A 16,568-nucleotide genomic window follows, 5' to 3' on the forward strand; every position below is an offset into this window, starting at 1 on the left:
GGTCAGTCCTTTTCGGGGAGGTCTGCACGCAGCGCGTGGTGGGCGGTCAGGAGGTGGTCGATGGCGCGGTCGACGAGGCCGGGGCGGGGTCGGCCGTGGGCGGCGGAGCGGGCGGCGAAGCGCAGCGTCTGGGGCAGTGCGTCCCAGGCGACGGTCGCGGCGGCGGCCCGTTCGGGGTCCAGGGCGGCGTCGGCCAGGGCGTGGGTGAGGCGGTAGGTGTGGTGGCGGGCCGCCGCCCACAGGTCGTCGGCGTGGCGGGTCAGGGCGGTGGGGTCCTCGCGCAGGACGGCGGCGACGTGGGTCAGGGAGGATTCCAGGGCGAGGGTCCAGGTGCCGGGGCCGGGCGCGCCGGTGTCCGGGGCGGGAGGAGGGGTGGTGGGGGCGAGCCAGCGGTAGTGGGCGGCGGGAGGGAGGGGGACGGTCTCGCCGAGGGCGAGACCGTCGCGGCGGGCGGCCTCCCGGCTCGGGTGGGGCCAGGGGGTCATGAGGGCGGCCAGGCGGGTGTCGTCGGCCCAGCCGAGGTAGGGCTGCTGTTCGCCGCGGGGGGTAAGGGCGCTGAAGTGGTCGGCGAGCAGCCAGCGGCCATCGCGGTGGTCGCGGATCAGCAGCCAGTGCGGGGCGTCGGCCTGCTGGTGGGCGGGGGCCCAGGGCAGATGGCGGGTGTTGGCGACGGCCAGGACGCGCCGGTCGCGGTGGAGCAGGGCGAGCAGGGCGCGGCGGGCGGTGGGCCAGTCGGGGGCCGCGTGGTAGGCGAGGCGGCGGCCGTCGCCGGTGGTGTCGATGCGGGTGTGGTGGGAGAAGGCCAGCTCGCCCGGCGGCAGGTCGGTGCGCACTGCCAGGCGTACGGCGTGGGCAAGGCGGCGGCGGACGTCAGGGACGTGGGGGGTGAGGTAGGCCAGGAGATTGGTCGTGTAGCAGCTCAGGTCCGGCATGGTGGTGGGGGCGTCGGTCAGGTGCATGGGTCCTCCCGGGGGCCGGCGTCGGGTGGGACGGGTGTGGGCCGGTCGCCTGGGTGGCTGCCGGTGCGGGGCTGGGGCAGGTGCTGTGCGAGGTGGTGGCCGGGGTCGGGCAGGGCGGTGTAGGAGCAGCTCAGGGGGGTGCGGGAGTGGTCTCGCAGGCTGATCCAGCGGTAGTCGTTCCAGCGGCCGCGGTGGCGGCGGGGTGGGATGTCGATGGTCCAGGGCCGGCCGGACAGGCCGGTTCCGGCAGCTTTGACGCAGGCTTCCTGTGCGGTCCACACCCAGGCGAGTTCGGTCGAGCGGTGTGGTTCGGGCAGGGCGCGGACCTGGGGGGCGTGGGGGCCCAGGATGCGGCGCAGCAGGGGGTCGGGGGTGTGGTCGGGAGGCTGCTGGACATCGACGCCTACCTGGCGGCCGACGGCGGCGGCGACGGCGACCGTGTGGCCGTCGTGGGAGATGCTGATGCCTGTGTGCGGGTGGTCGGCCAGGACGGGCCGTCCGTGGGTGCCCGCGTGGATGGGACTGCCGGCCTGGTCGGGCAGGGTGGCACGGAGCAGGTGGCGCAGCAGTGCGCGGCTGGCGAGGAACTCCTCGGCGCGCCGAGGGGGCAGGGCGGTCGCGGCGGCCCGGTCGTGGGGGTGGGCGTCGGCGCGCAGCCACTGGTCGCGTTCGCCGCGGGCCACCCAGACGCCGGTGGTGAGCTGGGTCATCAGCAGTCCGGTCATGGGCGCAGCTCCGCGAGGATGGTGTCGGCGTGGTCGGCGACGGTTTCCAGCAGCAGTTCGGTGGTGCCGCCGCCGATGCCGAGCACGGCGGCTTCGCTGCGGATGTGCTGGGCTCCGCCGCGGGCGAAGCCGTCTGCGCCCTGCAGGTGGGCGCAGGCGGTCAGGACCGGGTCGGCGACGGCCGCGGCCGCGGATTTCAACAGGGCGGCGGCAGTGAGGTCTTGGTGGTGGGTGACGCGTTCGCCCAGGCTCGTGCACAGGGCGCGCAGCTGGCGGACCTGGACCAGGCAGGCGGCGTAGCGCTGGCGTGCGGCCTGGTGCTGCCAGTTTGGTGCGGTGGAGGGGGTGGTGGTGCGGGTCAGGAGGCGGCGGGTGTCGGCGAGGACTCTGCCGGTCAGGGCCACGGCCCACAGGGCTCCGGCGAGGCGTTCAGTGGCGATGTGCCGGGCGAAGGCGGCCATGCCGCGTCCGGGGCGGCCCACGAGGTGGTCGGCGGGCAGGCGGACGTGGTCGAGGTCGATGTGTGCGGTGGCGGCGCCGGTGAGCAGGTCGGTCTCGACTGGGTGGATGCGCACGCCGGGGGCGGTGGCGGGCACCAGGACCCAGGTGAAGCTGGTGAAATGGCGTCCGGGGCGGTGCCGGGCCAGGACCAGGAGCCAGTCGGCGGTGCGGGCGGTGGTGATCCAGCGTTTGGTGCCGGTCAGCAGCAGGGTGTCGGGGCCGATGGTCACCTCGGTGGCCAGGCCGGTCAGGTCCGAGCCGGTGGCGGCGCCGTCGGTGGCGGCGAGGGCGAGTGTCTGGGTTCCGCTGCAGATGCGCTGCACCGCCTGCCGGACAGGGCCGGTGGCCGGTGCGCCGGCGGCGAGCAGCGGCAGGGCGCCGGCGGCCTGGACGAGGACGCTGAGGGTGATGCCGTTGTCGCCGCGGGCGTCGACGGCGGCGATCAGGTCGGCGAGGCGGTCGGGGCGGGGGATGAGGTGGCCGGCCTCGGTGGGGTCGTAGAGGTCGTGCAGGATGCCGACGGCCCCGAGCAGCCGCCACACCTGGCGGGTGTCGGCGTTTGGGGGTGCGGCGTCCAGGGCGTCGGCGGCTCGCCGAGTGCCGGGGCCGGGGCGGGCGGGGGCGGTGAGGTGGTCAGTCAAGGCGCACCTGCGGGTCGAGGAGGGTGAGTGTGCCGTCGGCGAGGCGGAGGCGATCGTTGCTGTAGTTCAGGGCGGCCGCGCGCAGGTCGCGCAGGGCGTGTTCGAGGCGGGTGGGTGAGTCCTTGAGGTAACCGTGGCGCATGCCGACGGCGTCGATGAGGTCTTCGACGGCGCGGTGGCATTCCTCGGCGGCGGTGATCTTCAGGGCGTTGAGGAGGAGCTGGATGCGCGGGACGCTGAGGTCGGGTGCGCCGGCGCAGGCGCGGCGGGTGCGTTCGAGCAGGGCGTGGACGGTGTCGATGCGCTGCCGGGCGCGGGCCAGGCGGGTCAGGAGCAGTTCGGAGCCGAGGTCGACGCGGGTGCGGTGGGCGGGGTCGCGCAGCAGGGTCAGGACGCGGGAGAGGGCGCCGGCGGCAGTGCCCAGCCAGCAGGCGGACCAGCCCAGGTGAGCCGTCGGCGCGAACACCTGGGTGGCGACGGTGCGGAAACCGCCGTGGCCGCCGACGACGTGGTGGGCGGGGACGGTGCCGGTCAGGTGCAGGGCGATGCTGTGGCTGGCCCGCATGCCCAGGGGCTGCCAGTGGCCGGAGGGTTCGGCGGTCAGCTGGTCGCGGTGGGCGTAGATGAGGGACACCTGGTGCGGGGAGGCGGGGGCGGGGCTGCGCATGGTGATCAGGAAGCCGTCGGCGTGCAGGCCGCCGGTGACGATGGGGGCGAAGCGGTCCAGGCGCAGTCGGTTGTCGTCGGTGGTGGTCAGGGCGGAGTCGGAAGTGAGCAGGTGGCCGCCGGTGCCGGTGTCGGTGGTGACCGAGGCGAGGTAGGTGCGGCCGGCGGCGATGTCGGGCAGCACCTCCTCGCGCAGCCGGTCATCGGCGTGGCGGACCAGGGCGGCGACCTGCTGGCAATGCATCGCGAAGATCATCGCGACGGAGGTGTCGGTGCGGCCCAGGGTGATGCTCGCGCTGATCATGTCGTCGACGGTGCCGCCGAGGCCGCCGTGGCGGGCCGGGACGAGCAGGCCGAGCAGGCCGGTGCGGCGCATCGCCGTCAGCGCCTCGATGGGGAAGACGGCCTCGCGGTCGGTGCGGGCCAGGTGGCGGGCGGCGACGGCGGCGACCTCGTCGGTGCGGCGGGCCAGATCCGCTGCGTCCGGCGGGGCCGGCGCGGTGTGCCGGGCGGGCGGGGTGGTGCGGGGTCCGGTGAGGAGGGGGGCGCTCATGCGGCCTGCACCTGCTGGGTGTGGAGGGTGGCATGCAGCACGCTCCACAGGCTGCCTGCGGTGGCGAAGGTGGCGTCGTTCATGTCGTCGTCGGGCAGGGTGACGCCGAAGGCGTCCTCCAGTGCGAAGAGCAGTTCGATGGCCTGCATCGAGTCCAGGCCGAGTTCACGCAAGGGTGTGTCGGGGGTCAGGGGTGCCTCGCCGAGGAACTTCAGGAACGGGGTGAGCAGTTCGGTGAAACGGGTGTCCATCACTGGCCTCCGGGGTGGGTGGCGGGCGGTGCCGCGGCGGTGGTGGGGGTGCGGGTCAGGGTGATGCGGGTGATGTCGGGGGGGCGGGTGGGGTGGTCGCCGTCGATGACGGCTTCTGCGGGCGGCGGGTGGCCGAGGAAGGCGATCAGGCTCGCGCTGAGGCCGTAGGCGCCGACGTTGGGCACGGCGAGGACGTCGCCGGGGCGCAGCGCGGGCAGGTGCGCGGCGCGCGCCCAGGTGTCCAGCGGGGTGCACAGGGGGCCGGTGACCAGGGCGGTCAGCGGGCGCCCGGGGGCGGTGGGGGGGTCGGGGGCGGCGGTGGGGATCAGGAGGGGGTCGAGGGTGGGCAGCCGGCGCAGTCCGGACATGCCGCCGAGGTGGTTGATGCCGGACTCCAGGACGACGACGTCCTTGCCGTGGGAGCGTTTGACGTCCAGGACGGCGGTCAGGAGCACGCCGGCGGTGCCGAGCAGGTACCGGCCCGATTCGAAGACGACCTCGGTGCCGTCGTCGTGGCGGCGGGGCAGTTCGCGGTCGAGCAGCGCGGTCAGGGCGGGCCGCAGACCGGACAGGTCGACGCGGGTGCCCTGGGTGGCGAAGGGGGCGCCGAAGCCGCCTCCGAGGTCCAGTGTCCGGATGCGTACGCCGTGCGGGGCCAGGGCCCGGGTCAGGGTGCGGGCGGTGCGCAGGGAGCGGGCGAACTGGCCGGTCAGGGCGTCGACGTCGGTGAGGTTGGTGCCCATGTACAGGTGCAGGCCGATGACTTCGGCGTGGGGGCGGCCGGCGAAGCGGTGGGGTTCCTGGCGCACCCAGGTGGTGTCGGCGCCGAACTGTGAGGCGACTCCGGTCATCGCCAGGCCCTGGCCGGGGACGGGCTGGTCGTCGTTGACGCGCAGCAGGCACCGGGCGCGCGCGCCGGCCCCGGCGGCAAGGCGGTCCATCTGCTCGATGGCGTGCGGGGAGTCCACGGAGAACAGCCGCACGCCCGCGTGCAGGGCGCGGGTGATCTCCTCGTCGCGTTTGCCGGGGCCTGTGTAGAGGATGTCCGCGGCGGGCCAGCCCGCGGCGAGGGCGGCGTCGAGTTCGCCGGTGGAGCACACCTCGGGCAGGGCGCCCTGGGTGCGCAGTTCGGTCAGGATGCGGGGGTGGGCGTTGGCTTTGAGGGAGTAGTAGAGACCGGTGCGTTCGGGCAGCGCGGTGCGCAGTGCGTGGTGGTTGCGGCGGACCTCGGCGAGGTCGTAGACGTAGGCGGGGGTGGGCAGGCGGGAGAGGAGGCCGGGCGGGAGCAGCCAGCGGTCGGGGGTGACGAGGTCGGCGAGGTCAGGGGGTGCGGGCACCGGTGGCCTCCTGGGTGCGGGCGGCCAGCGCCGTGCGGTCGACCTTGCCGTTGCCGGTCAGCGGCAGTGCGTCGACCGGCTGGCAGCGGCGGGGGATTTTGAACTCCTCGATGTGCTCGCGCATGCCGTGCAGGACCTCGGCGGGCTGTGCGGTGCCGACGGTGAACAGCGTGGCGGGGGCGCCGGCTGCGGGCGGCAGTACGGCGGCGGCGTCCACGCCGGCCACCTGGCGGGCGGCGGCCTCGACCTCGGTGGTGCTGACGCGGAAGCCGTTCTCCTTGTAGATGTCGTCGCGGCGGCCGTCGAAGTAGAGGAATCCCTCATCATCGACCCAGCCGTAGTCGCCGGTGTGCAGTTGCGGCAGCAGGCCCTCCGCGCGGACGAAGCGTTGCGCGGTCAGGTCGGGGCGGCGCCAGTAGCCGGCCATGACGTTGGGGCCGCGCACGACGATCTCGCCGGTGGCGCCCGGAGGTCTGCGCCGGCCCTGGCCGTCCACGACGAACACCTCGGTGCCGGGCAGGGCGCGGCCGCTGGAGCCGGGCCGTTGCAGGTCGCCGTCGGGCGGCATGACGGTGGCGCGTTTGCATTCGGTCAGGCCGAACATCAGCTGCACCCGCAGTGCGGGCAGTGCCGAGCGCAGCGTGTGCAGGGTGGCGGCGGGCATCGCCGCGCCGGTGTTGGTCAGCAGCCGCAGCGGCGGGGGGTGTGCGGGGGTGCGGCGCAGCAGCCGGGCCAGGGTGTCGGCGACGGAGGGGACCGCGGCCAGCACGGTGGCGTCGGCGCGCACGAGGCTGCCGAGCAGGGCCGGTCCGGTCTCGGAGGGCTGGCCGAGGACCGTGTGGGCGCCGGCGCGGGCGGCGAGAAACAGCTGGTACAGGCCGTAGTCGAAGGACAGTGGCAGGGGGCTGTAGATGACGTCGTGGGGGCGGTAGTCCAGGACGGTGTGGATGGCGTCGACGCAGAACATCAGCTGCTGGTGGGTGGTGACGACGGCCTTGGGCAGCGAGGTGGTGCCGGATGTGTAGATCAGGCAGACCGGGTCGACGCTGAGGGGGGGCGGGGGCTTTGGGTGCGGGGTGCGGCCGTGGGGTGCGGGGGCGGGCGCGGTGTCTTGGGTGGTGGTGTCGATGAGGGTGGTGATGTCCTGGGTGGTGGCGGTGGGTATGCCGCGGTGCTGCGCGGCCGCTTGCGCGTGGGGGTCGTCGGTGACCAGCAGGGCGGGCTCGCTGTCGTCCAGGACGTGTTCGAGGCGGCTGCCGCGGACCTGTTGGTGCAGCAGGCAGAAGGCCACCCCGGCCCGGGAGGCGGCGTATACGAGTGCGGGCTGGGCGTGTGAGGGGGGTGCGCACACCACGAGGCGGTCGCCGCGGCGCAGTCCGCCGGCGTGCAGCCAGGCGGCCAGGCGGCGGGAGGCGGTGTCCAGGCAGTGGTAGGTGAGGGTGTGGCGGCCGCTGGTGACGGCGGGTCGTTGGGGCCAGTGGGCGGCGGCCTGGTCGAGCAGGTCGTGCAGCAGCGCGGCGGGTGCGGGCATCAGTTCTCTCCGGGGCGGGCGGCTGGGCGGTGGCGGGGCTGCGGCGCGGCGGGGGCGGGCAGGGCGCGCAGCACGATGCGGCAGATGCCGTCGAGGTGGTGCAGGTTCTCGGGGACGAGGTCGTCGGCGGGGAACTCCACCGACAGTTCGCGCTCCAGGCGTTCGACGATCTCCACCATCCGCAGGGAGGTGAAGCCGGGGACGTCCGCCAGCGGCAGGCCGTCCAGGAGTGGGGCGGGGTCGGTCCGCAGTACGGCGCCGGCGGTGGCGGCGACCCGGGCGCGCAGCGCGGCGGGCGGCGCGGCGGGCGGCGCGGCGGGCGGCGCGGCGGGCGGCGCGGCGGGCGGCGGCGTGGGCAGGGGGGCCGGGGCAGAAGGGGCGGTGGCACTGCAGGCGCGGGCGGGTGCGCTGGGCGCTGGGGCGGGTGTGTGGGTGGCGGTGGGGGCGAACAGGTCGTGGTCGTGGTGGAGTTGGCGGGCCAGGCGTTCGAACAGCTCGCGGGGTTCGGGGCGGCCGCGCTGGACGCGCCGGTGGGCGACGTAGACGCTTTCGGCCAGTGCCTGCCAGGCGGTGAGGTGCGCGGTGATGGCCTGGGGGTCGGTGAGCAGGCCGCGGGAGGCCAGGAAGCGGGCGTGCAGGCGGCGGGAGCGGGCCAGCAGCCAGGTCTCCAGGGTGAGCTGGTCCAGGGCGGTGAGCCGGTCGGGGTGTTCGGCGTAGGCCCTGGCGTAGTCCTGGTTGCGTTGGGGGGTGGCCAGGTGCAGGCGGGGGGCTGGGTGGGTGGGGGGCGGGTCGGCGGGGGCGAGGGTGAGAACCAGGGCCGCCTGGGGCAGGGCGGCGGCGACTTCGGTGCGGCTGAGCGGGAGGCTGGTGGGGCGGGCGGCGCCCCAGGGGGTTTGGTTGTGGTAGCCGTCGGTGACGACGGCGGTGCCGGCGTCGCCCGGTTCGAGGAGGAAGCTGTGGTCCATGTGGCGGCGGCGGAAGTAGGGCACCCAGGGCAGGTGGTGGGCGTCCGCGACGACGTAGCGGCCCGGGGCGGGCTCGGGGGGCCGGCCGGGTGTGGTGGTGTGCTGTTCGATGACGCTCAGGTGCAGGGCGCGGGCGGTGTCGGCGAGGTGGTGTGGTGCGGGGCGCTGCACGGTGGGCAGGCCGCCGGGGCCGGGGGCGGGGTCGAAGTGCAGGACGGCGCCCAGGTCGAGGTGGGTGCCGGGGCCGTGCCAGCGGTCGGCCAGGACGGCGAGGTTGACCTGGAGGCAGTCGAACAGCGGGCAGTCGACGGTGCCCGGCCCGGCGGGGGCTGCGGGGGTGTCGGCGGATGTGGTGGTGGTCATGGCCGTCTCCCGGCGGCTGTCGCCTCTTGTGGTGCGGTGGCGGGTGTGTGGCACGGCAGGGGGGCGGCTGCGGGCCCGGTGGGCTGGTGGATGCGGTCCAGGCCGTGCACGGCCGCCCGCAGTGCCTGGGGGTCGGGGCTGTCGTCGGTCAGTTCGCCGTCCATGAGCTGCTGGTAGGCGCTCAGGTCGAGGTAGCCGTGGCCGCTGACGCACACCAGGACGCCCCGCTGGGCACGCAGCGGGCCGTGGGCGGTGTCGGTGCCGGCGCCTGCCAGGCGGGCGGCGGCGGCCAGGGCGTGGCCGGACTCGGGGGCGGGCAGCACCATTTCCCCGCGGGTGAACAGGCGGCCGGCCTGTAGCGCCTGGACCTGGCCGACGGCGGTGGCGGTGATCTGGTTGCGGTGGCGCATCGCGGAGAGCACCTTGGCGGCGCCGTGGAAACGCAGTCCGGCGGCGTGCGCGTCGGGGATGGGGTAGGAGCTGCCGATGGTGTACATGGCTTCCATCGGGCCGGTGCCGGTGGCGTCGGTGCGGTCGTAGGCGTAGGTGCCCCGGGTGAGTTTGGGGGTGGTGGCGGACTCGGCGGCGACCAGGTGCGGCGGGCGGGTGCCGGCGGCGGTGGCGGCGGCGAAGAAGGGCAGGGCGATGCCGCCGAAGTTGGAGCCGGCGCCGACGCAGCCCACGACGGTGTCGATGCGTGCGTCCAGGGCGGTGAGCTGGTCGGCGGCCTCCAGGCCGATCACTGACTGGTGCAGGATGCTGTAGGTCTCTCCGCTGCCGATGCAAAATGCCGCGCCGTCGGTCCGGGCGGCGTACTCGACGGCCTCGCCGATGGCCAGGGAGAGGCTGTTGACGCCGGTGGTGGTCTGGCGGGCGATGTCGGTGAGGTGGCTGGGGCTGGCGTGGACCCGGGCGCCCAGGGTGCGCATCAGGGTGCCGCGGTGGGGTTTGTGGTGCAGGCTGGTGCCGACCATGAAGACGGTGCACTTCATGCCGAACAGGGCGCAGGCCGCGGCCAGGGCGGTGCCCCACTGTCCGGCGCCGGTGCCGGTGACCAGTTCGCGTACCCCGGCCCGGGCGTAGTAGTAGGCCTGCGCGAGGGCGGTGTTGAGTTTGTGGCTGCCGGAGATGTTGCCGCCCTCGTACTTGACGTAGATGGGCACGCGGGCGTCGACGGCGCGTTCGAAGGCGCGGGCGCGCCACAGCGGGGTGGGGCGGAAGGCCTGGTAGGCGTCGGCGACTTCGGCGGGGATGTCCCAGTACTCCTTGTTCTGCACGCTCTGGCGTACGAGTTCCAGGGGGAGGCTGACCTGGATGCCGGTGGCGCCCGCCGGGTGGGGGGTGCGGTCGGGGGGTAGGGGCCGGTCCAGGTGGGGCAGGACGCTGCGCCAGCGGGCGGGTGCGTTCGCGGTGCTCACCGGGCGGGCTCCGCCCCGTGCAGGACGGTCTCGGTCAGGTCGTGGACGGTGTGGAAGCGTCGTCCGAGGAACAGGTCGTCGCCCAGGGTGATGCCGAGTTCGTCCTCCAGGCGTACCAGGATGCCCACGAAGCCCAGGGAGTTCACGCGCAGGAGTTCTCCGTTGAGCGGCTCGTGGTCGTCGATGTCGGCGGGCTGCAGGGGCAGCCGGGACTCGGCGATGACCACACGCTTGACGGACTCGGTGACCGCGGTGCGGTCCAGTCCGGTGATCATGGTTCCTCCGGGGGGTCGGGGCCGGGGTGGGGGAGATTTCAGTGGTGGTGCGGGGCGGCGGGTGCGGGGGGCGCGGCGGTTGCCGGTGCGGGCAGCGGTGGCGTGGGGGTGGGTAGGGAGCCGCGCAGGGTGTTGTGGGCTTCGACGATCCAGCTGTGGGTGAGGAGGCAGCCCAGGGTGACGGGGCCGCGGGCGTGCAGCCGGCCGGTGCTGATGGAGATCTCGCTGCCCAGGCCGAGGGTGGGGCCGTCGTGCAGGCGCAGGGAGCCGTTGACGATGACGGCGGCGGCGTCGACGCGGCGGGTGAACTCGCGGGTGACGGCGGTGTCGGTGCCGCAGATGCCCTCGGTGTGGCCGGAGCCGTGCCGGCGGATGTGGGTGAGGGCCTCGTCGAGTCCGGCCACCGGGTACACGCCGATAGTGGCATCGAGGAACTCGCGGCCGAGGTCGTGCTTTTTGAGTTCGGCAATACGCCAGGGCGGTGCGGCTGCGGGCTGGGCGGGTCCGGTGGCGGGGGGTGGGATACGGGGGTCGAGCCGTACGGTGAGCGGGCGGCGGCCGCGTTCGGCGGCGTGCAGCAGTGCGGTGACGAAGCGGGGGGCGGTGTCGGCGTCGACGAGGACGAGTTCGGCGGTGTTGCAGGCGGTGGGTTCGGGGAGCTTGCTGTCCAGGGCGGCTTCGGCGGCCAGGTCGAGGTCGGCGCTGCGGTGGACGTAGAGGTGGTTGACGCCGCCGCCGCTGGCGATGACCGGGATGGTGGAGGTGTTGCGGCAGTGCTCGATGAGGGAAGGGCTCCCGCGCGGGATGAGCACGTCGATGGCGTCGGGCCGCTTGAGCAGGGCCCGCAGGGTGGCGCGGTCGGGATCGTCCAGGACGGTGACCAAACCGGTGGGCAGGCGGGCGGCGCGCAGGGCCTGGTGGGCGGCCGCGGCCAGGGCGGCGTTGGTGCGGGCGATCTCCTTGCCGCCGCGCATCAGGACGGCGTTGCCGACAGCCACCGGCAGCAGGGCGCCCTCGACGGTGACGGTGGGGCGGGCCTCGTAGACCATGAGGACCACGCCGAGGGGCCGGGGGGCGCGCCGTCGCCTTCCCCAGCCGGCCACGGGCACGGCGGGTCCGGTGGCGGTGACGGCGCGCAGTTCGCTGCTGACGGTGTCGGTGAGGTCGCGCAGTTGGTCCAGGTGGGCGCCGGTCAGCCGCAGCCGGTCGAGGAGGGTGGGAGGCAGTCCGCGGGCACGGGCGTGGTCGAGGTCGATGGTGTTGGCGTCCAGGACGGCCGGCCAGTGTTCGCTCAGGGCGCGTGACAGTTCGCGGCAGTAGCGTTCGTAGGCGGGGTCGCCGGTGGGCGGGGCGTCGGCGACTGCGGCGCGGGCACGGGTGCACAGGGCGTCGGTCATGATCTCCTACCACATGAACTGGCCGCCGTCGACGATCAGCTTCTGTCCGGTGACGTAGCTGCTGAGCGGGCCCACGAGGTATTCGAGGGCGTCGGCGATGTCGTCGGTGCAAGCGATGCGTCGTTGCGGGATCTCGGACAGCACGGCGGCGCGGTGCTGGGGGTCGTCGAGCCGGTAACGGGTGGTGAGTTCGTCGGTCTCGGTCATGCCGGGGATGATGCAGTTGACCCGGATGGCGGGGGCCAGTTCCAAAGCCAGGCACTTGGTCAGGTGCAGCAGGCCGGCTTTGGCGGCGCCGTAGTTGGCGCCGTTGACGCGGGGGCGGATGCCGGTGGTGGCGCCGATGTTGAGGACCGTTCCGGTGCCGGCGGCGAGCATGGCGGGGGCCAGGGCCTGGGTGAGGTGGAAGGGTGCGGACAGATTGGTGTCCAGCACCCGCTGCCAGTCGGATGCGGACAGCTCCAGGAAGGGGCGGTCGATGTTGACGCCGGCGTTGTTGACCAGGACACGGGGAGTGCCGTGTTCGGTGAGGATGCGGTGGGCGGCGGTGCGCAACGCGTTCGCATCGGCCACGTCGGCGCGGATGACGTCCAGGTGGTGGGCGGTGGCGGCCCGGTGTGCGGCCTGGGCGTCGTGGCGGTAGAGGGCGACCGTGCGGTAGCCGAGGCGGACCAGGCGCCGGGACAGGGCCAGGCCGATACCGCGGGTGCCGCCGGTGACGACGGCCAGCGGCGCGCCGGGCGCGGGCGGTGCGAAGGGCGCTGGGGGCGCGAGGGTTGCGGGAAGAGCGCACGGTGCCACCGGCGCGGACGCCGTGGATGGTGCGGGAGGCACGTGGGGTGCGGCAGGGCCAGGGGTCGGTGTGGTCATGGTGTGCTCTTTTGCGCGGAGGGGGTCAGACGGGCCAGGAAGTCGTCCAGGTGGGCGAGCAGGTGCGGCAGTTGAGCGGCGTCGAAGACGTCGAAGTGCCCGCAGGGCAGGTCCCGTACGGTCAGCGGGCCGCCGGCCAGGCGCTGCCAGTGGCGGCTCTGTTCCCGGCGGCGGGGGCCGGCGCAGGCGAGCAGGAGGGCGGGGGCGGGGTGGGTGGCCCGCGTGCGGTGGTGTGCGGCGGCGTGAAGGTGGGCGAGGGCCGTGGCGCGGACGCGGGCGGCGTCCTGGCCGCCAAGGGCGTCCAGGCAGCGGTCCAGGGCAGCGCTCAGGCCCTCGCGCAGGCCGTCGTCGGCAGCGGGCGGCTCGGCGAAGCTGTCGATGAGGACGACGGCGGGCGCGGGTGCGTCGGCGGCGAGCCTGGCTGCGAGTTCCCAGGCGATCACTCCGCCGAGAGACCAGCCCACGAGCAGGTGGGGCCGGTGCGCGCGGCGGGCGAGCAGGGGAAGGTAGCGGTCGGTCATCTCGGGGACGCTGTCGTCGGGCCGCTCGCCGGCGAGCAGTCCGTCGGCGCGGATGCCGTGGACACTTCCGTGGCGGGCGAGCCGGCCGCCGACACCGAGGTACTGGGCGAGACCGCCGCCCGCCGGGTGGATGAGGACGCTGTCCAGGGGGCCGGGCCGCCGGGCGAGCGGGACCAGCAGGCGGGCGTCGGATCGGGGGCGGCGCTTGTTGGGAGCGGGGATGTCGTCCATCAGACGCCTTCGGTGGGTGGGCGGTCGGGGCGGCGGCCCGCAGGTTCGGGGGTCTGCCGGAGCGGCGGACGGCGGTACGCGGGCGCTGGTCAGCGCAGGCTCACCGCCGGGACGAGCAGAAAGTGCAGCCAGCGGCGCAGGTCCGCGACCGTGTGGACGTCGGCCAGCCCCGCCGGGTTGATCTCCTGGTCCGGATCGGGGATGAGTTCGCTGGCGATCCGCAGCACGGAAAGGGAATCGAGTCCTACCTCGGCGAGCCCGAAGCAGTCCTCGAAAGGCACACGCACATGCCGCCGGATAACCGCATCTATTGTCGCGCTGGTCGTTCCGCCCGTACGGCTCATTGCTCTCGCTCCTCGTGAAACGGGGTCGCTCCTGATGACGCGTGACAGATCCTTCAGGAATGATCGGAGAACAGTCAACCTGCATTTCCCACAGTTATTGACGGAGCTGATGAGGGCACCGGCACGGCGACACGAACGGTCGACATGCCCGCGGCCGGCGCGGCTGACTCCCGGTTACCCGAAAGGCGCCGATCGATTTCTTCTATGACCTCATAGAGCAACCCGATAAAGAAATATGAGCAAAAAAAAGGGGGGGGGAGGACGGTGCCCCGGCCTCCCCCCCCCTTTTTTTTTGCGCCGCCCGACGGCATCACGGAAATTTTCCCGCCTCCGTCGCTTTTCTTTTGCTGGATGCACGGTGCGGCGGTGGAGCAGGAAGGGCGCAAGCGGGTCAAGGGCGCCGTTCACCGAGGACGGCCGGGGCCGGTCATGACGCCGGGAAACGACCGGCAGCCGCGACCGCAACGACGGCGGCGCCCACCCGCACGGCTGCCGACGGCGGCGCCGGGCGGGAGGCAAACACCGGGCACCGGCCGGGGGCTTGCGGAAACCCACCGCCCACAGGGCGGCGCCCGTCCCGCACCGGGAAGGCCGCGGCGGTGATCGCCTCAGCGGGACGGCCGTCATCACGAGGCGCCGGCCACACCGATGCACATCACCCGGCGGCCAGACAAAGAGCGGCTCGTCACCCGGCGGCCAGACAAAGAGCGGCTCACCCAGGTGACGGCGAACGCGCCGGTCGGACCGCCGATCCCCGAAGCGAGCATGCCGCTTTGCCACGGCCCGCCGGCAGGTCCCACGGCAGGGGACCCTTTCGACACCTTAAGCGAGCATGCCGCTTTGCCACGGCCCGCCGGCAGGTCCCCGCGGCACGGGACCCTTTCGACACCCTGGCGCCGCGGTTCCGCCGCAGGGCGAGGACGGGCTGCGCCGCGGGCGTTGCGCCTGCCGCCGGCGTCTTCGCCGTGCCGGGCAGGGGGTCGCCTACCGGTTTCCAGTGCCCCGGCCGCCTTCCCCTGCGCGCTCAAGACGGCTCCGGTGCCCGCAAAGCCGTGAGGCGGCGGACGGCTCGTGACGGTGCAGCACCCGGACGCGCTCAGGCGGCCGACTGCAGCAGGAGGTCGTCGGCGTCCTGTTCGGCCAGCACTTGGCGGGCCGCGTCGAGCACCGTGCGGAACATGCTGTCGTCGTCGAGACTGCGACGCCATACACACTGGGAGAAGACCTCGAAGGACGGCTGCCAGCCGATGCGCCGCAGCTGCCCGCGCCGCAGTTCGGCCGCGACGGTGACGGCGGGCAGCAACGCCATGCCGACACCCTCGCCGACGCTGCGCTTGACGGCGTCCACAGAACCCAGACCCAGCACGCCGACCGGGGCTGCGCCGGCCGCGGCCAGCTCCGCCTCGAAACCGCGCTGGTAGCTGCTCCCGCGATGGGCGCACGCCAGCGTATGGCGGGCGAGGTCGGCGGTCGAGCGAACCCGCACGCCGGCCAGCGGGTGGGCGGGGTGGGCCACCAGGCTCAGCCGCTCGGGGCGCAGCACCAGGTGGCTGACATCGTCGGCAGCGGTGCGGGTACCGATGAAGAACGCGCAGTCGACCTGCTCGTCGCGTACCAGCGAGACGGCGTCGCCGTCCAGGGTGCGCAGCGACAGATCCAGTGCCCGGTGCCTGAGGTGCAGGTACTCGAAGAGCGGGAGGAGGCGGTAGGTGGTGATGCACTCGGCGGCACCCATCACCAGGGCGGGCGCGAGGTCGACCGGGGCGGACACCGACTCCTGCGCGAGTTCGCTGAGCTGAACGATGCGCAGCGCGTAGCGCTGCAACCGACGGCCGGCCGCGGTCAGCCGGGCACCTTCGGCCGTGCGGTCCAACAGCGGCGTCTCGAGCAACTGCTCCAGCGACTTGATGCGGGCGGTGACCGTCGGCTGGGCCAGCCCCAGAATGCGGGCCGCCTGCGTGAAGCTGCGGGACTCAGCGACCGTCAGGAAGGCACTGAGGTGCTTGATGTTCATCCCTCGGCCCGCCACGACACCCCAGCGCCCCCGAACACGACGCCCCGAACCGCCCCCACGCCCGGTGCGGCCCGCCCGGCCTGAGCGGCAGAAGCAAGAAGAGCGGCATGAGTGCCGCGGGCGGCGCTCTCGCGCCCGCCGGGCGCACGGAGACGTATTCGCAGCCGCATCATGGCGAACCTCAATCCTCGTCGAGACCGGGGTGGGGCGAACCGAACCATGCCGAGCCGGGCGGGCCGACACCGGGAAGGCACAGACCGGCGGATCCGTCACGTACCCGGCCCCGCCGACCCCAAGAAGCATACAGAACGCTCGCTATGTTTTTCTAGAGGAGAACGCGCGACCCCAGCCGGCACGGTGCGCGGAGCAGGCCACCTGGTGCGCCGACCGGCCAGGGAACTCAGCCCTCCTCGGCGACGCCGCCCGGTACCGGCTACATGACCTATCCCCGTTGGCCGGCGACACTCGCGACCTCAGGATCGTCGACCACGTCGCCGTCGGGATCCGCACCTCGGCGCCAACGAGGATGTGCACGACCAGCGCGGCAGCGGCCTCCAGCAAGCCCGCCAAGGGCAACCGACGCCCCTGGCCGCCCGGGACAGCAACTCACGCAGGGCCGGCACTCACGGCGGAGCCACCAGCCCACCGCCCGCCACCACTGCCCGACACCCCGCGCCGGACCTGCCGACGGCCACTCACCCGAAAACCCCAGGACCCAGTACACATCTTCCACACCACCGGTAACCCCCCACGAACACACCACACCCAACACAGCCAACCGCACCAACAGGCCGAGGGGAGTTCATGTCGACAGCGGCGAGCCGGGCCCGGATCACTGCGGCCGCGGCGCGGACGCGCCTGAGGAGTCGATCAGGTCAGCGCCTACGGCGAGGAAGGCCCGCGCACTGTCCCGCCAGTTCTGGCGCGGCTGCAACGTGAGCGGTGCCACGGCTTCGCGCGGCGGGTCTTGAGGGCGGCGATCCGGTTCAGCTTCGCCCGGATCCGC

Annotated in this window: 15 protein-coding genes; all 15 read right to left on the reverse strand. The window is 73.8% G+C overall.

All coding sequences use genetic code 11. The features are described 5' to 3' along the window. Positions 1-2 precede the first annotated feature (2 nt). Positions 3-959: a hypothetical protein gene (locus ACZ4Z3_RS31945; protein ID WP_468504289.1), complete on the reverse strand. Its 957-nt coding sequence runs from the start codon at positions 957-959 to the stop codon at positions 3-5. After that, entirely contained in the window at positions 950-1,684 is a 735-nt protein-coding gene (locus tag ACZ4Z3_RS31950; RefSeq protein ID WP_468504290.1) for a 4'-phosphopantetheinyl transferase family protein, read from the reverse strand. Before ACZ4Z3_RS31950 ends, ACZ4Z3_RS31945 begins: the two co-directional genes overlap by 10 nt. Beyond that, positions 1,681-2,826 (reverse strand): acyl-CoA dehydrogenase family protein, encoded by a 1,146-nt coding sequence (locus ACZ4Z3_RS31955; protein ID WP_468504291.1) that lies wholly within the window; start codon positions 2,824-2,826, stop codon positions 1,681-1,683. The genes ACZ4Z3_RS31950 and ACZ4Z3_RS31955 overlap by 4 nt, the downstream gene beginning before the upstream one ends. Then, positions 2,819-4,045, reverse strand: a complete 1,227-nt coding sequence (locus tag ACZ4Z3_RS31960; protein ID WP_468504292.1) for an acyl-CoA dehydrogenase family protein — start codon at positions 4,043-4,045, stop codon at positions 2,819-2,821. Before ACZ4Z3_RS31960 ends, ACZ4Z3_RS31955 begins: the two co-directional genes overlap by 8 nt. Further along, entirely contained in the window at positions 4,042-4,296 is a 255-nt protein-coding gene (locus ACZ4Z3_RS31965) for an acyl carrier protein (RefSeq protein WP_468504293.1), read from the reverse strand. Before ACZ4Z3_RS31965 ends, ACZ4Z3_RS31960 begins: the two co-directional genes overlap by 4 nt. Then, positions 4,296-5,633: a type III PLP-dependent enzyme domain-containing protein gene (locus tag ACZ4Z3_RS31970; protein WP_468504294.1), complete on the reverse strand. Its 1,338-nt coding sequence runs from the start codon at positions 5,631-5,633 to the stop codon at positions 4,296-4,298. The genes ACZ4Z3_RS31965 and ACZ4Z3_RS31970 overlap by 1 nt, the downstream gene beginning before the upstream one ends. Beyond that, a complete protein-coding gene (locus tag ACZ4Z3_RS31975) occupies positions 5,617-7,164 on the reverse strand; it encodes a class I adenylate-forming enzyme family protein (RefSeq protein WP_468504295.1) in 1,548 nt (515 codons plus the stop codon). Before ACZ4Z3_RS31975 ends, ACZ4Z3_RS31970 begins: the two co-directional genes overlap by 17 nt. Then, positions 7,164-8,492 carry an acyl carrier protein gene (locus tag ACZ4Z3_RS31980; RefSeq protein ID WP_468504296.1) on the reverse strand — a complete coding sequence of 443 codons (1,329 nt, stop codon included), beginning with the start codon at positions 8,490-8,492 and terminating at the stop codon, positions 7,164-7,166. The genes ACZ4Z3_RS31975 and ACZ4Z3_RS31980 overlap by 1 nt, the downstream gene beginning before the upstream one ends. Beyond that, the gene (locus ACZ4Z3_RS31985; protein ID WP_468504297.1) at positions 8,489-9,910 is read right to left on the reverse strand and encodes a TrpB-like pyridoxal phosphate-dependent enzyme; all 1,422 of its coding nucleotides are present in this window, start codon (positions 9,908-9,910) and stop codon (positions 8,489-8,491) included. Before ACZ4Z3_RS31985 ends, ACZ4Z3_RS31980 begins: the two co-directional genes overlap by 4 nt. Next, a complete protein-coding gene (locus ACZ4Z3_RS31990) occupies positions 9,907-10,185 on the reverse strand; it encodes an acyl carrier protein (RefSeq protein ID WP_468103787.1) in 279 nt (92 codons plus the stop codon). The genes ACZ4Z3_RS31985 and ACZ4Z3_RS31990 overlap by 4 nt, the downstream gene beginning before the upstream one ends. 38 nt (positions 10,186-10,223) lie before the next feature. Then, positions 10,224-11,582, reverse strand: a complete 1,359-nt coding sequence (locus ACZ4Z3_RS31995) for a glutamate-5-semialdehyde dehydrogenase (protein ID WP_468504298.1) — start codon at positions 11,580-11,582, stop codon at positions 10,224-10,226. 6 nt (positions 11,583-11,588) lie between these two features. Beyond that, complete coding sequence (locus ACZ4Z3_RS32000; protein WP_468504299.1) at positions 11,589-12,452, reverse strand: SDR family NAD(P)-dependent oxidoreductase; 864 nt, start codon at positions 12,450-12,452, stop codon at positions 11,589-11,591. Beyond that, on the reverse strand, positions 12,449-13,204 hold the full coding sequence (locus tag ACZ4Z3_RS32005; RefSeq protein ID WP_468504300.1) for an alpha/beta fold hydrolase: 756 nt from the start codon (positions 13,202-13,204) through the stop codon (positions 12,449-12,451). The genes ACZ4Z3_RS32000 and ACZ4Z3_RS32005 overlap by 4 nt, the downstream gene beginning before the upstream one ends. Positions 13,205-13,293: 89 nt before the next feature. Continuing rightward, the gene (locus ACZ4Z3_RS32010) at positions 13,294-13,491 is read right to left on the reverse strand and encodes a hypothetical protein (RefSeq protein WP_468504301.1); all 198 of its coding nucleotides are present in this window, start codon (positions 13,489-13,491) and stop codon (positions 13,294-13,296) included. 1,153 nt (positions 13,492-14,644) lie between these two features. Then, complete coding sequence (locus ACZ4Z3_RS32015) at positions 14,645-15,562, reverse strand: LysR family transcriptional regulator (RefSeq protein ID WP_468504302.1); 918 nt, start codon at positions 15,560-15,562, stop codon at positions 14,645-14,647. Between the last annotated feature and the right edge of the window lie 1,006 nt (positions 15,563-16,568).

Source organism: Streptomyces sp. NPDC030296, assembly GCF_055572815.1.

Bases quoted from the DNA above. Each gene is read 5' to 3' on its own strand.
- ACZ4Z3_RS31950 (WP_468504290.1), bottom strand. From the start codon at position 1,684: ATGACCGGACTGCTGATGACCCAGCTCACCACCGGCGTCTGGGTGGCC.
- ACZ4Z3_RS31945 (WP_468504289.1), bottom strand. From the start codon at position 959: ATGCACCTGACCGACGCCCCCACCACCATGCCGGACCTGAGCTGCTAC.
- ACZ4Z3_RS31960 (WP_468504292.1), bottom strand. From the start codon at position 4,045: ATGAGCGCCCCCCTCCTCACCGGACCCCGCACCACCCCGCCCGCCCGG.
- ACZ4Z3_RS31980 (WP_468504296.1), bottom strand. From the start codon at position 8,492: ATGACCACCACCACATCCGCCGACACCCCCGCAGCCCCCGCCGGGCCG.
- ACZ4Z3_RS32000 (WP_468504299.1), bottom strand. From the start codon at position 12,452: ATGACCACACCGACCCCTGGCCCTGCCGCACCCCACGTGCCTCCCGCA.
- ACZ4Z3_RS32005 (WP_468504300.1), bottom strand. From the start codon at position 13,204: ATGGACGACATCCCCGCTCCCAACAAGCGCCGCCCCCGATCCGACGCC.
- ACZ4Z3_RS31975 (WP_468504295.1), bottom strand. From the start codon at position 7,164: ATGCCCGCACCCGCCGCGCTGCTGCACGACCTGCTCGACCAGGCCGCC.
- ACZ4Z3_RS31965 (WP_468504293.1), bottom strand. From the start codon at position 4,296: ATGGACACCCGTTTCACCGAACTGCTCACCCCGTTCCTGAAGTTCCTC.
- ACZ4Z3_RS31990 (WP_468103787.1), bottom strand. From the start codon at position 10,185: ATGATCACCGGACTGGACCGCACCGCGGTCACCGAGTCCGTCAAGCGT.
- ACZ4Z3_RS32015 (WP_468504302.1), bottom strand. From the start codon at position 15,562: ATGAACATCAAGCACCTCAGTGCCTTCCTGACGGTCGCTGAGTCCCGC.
- ACZ4Z3_RS31995 (WP_468504298.1), bottom strand. From the start codon at position 11,582: ATGACCGACGCCCTGTGCACCCGTGCCCGCGCCGCAGTCGCCGACGCC.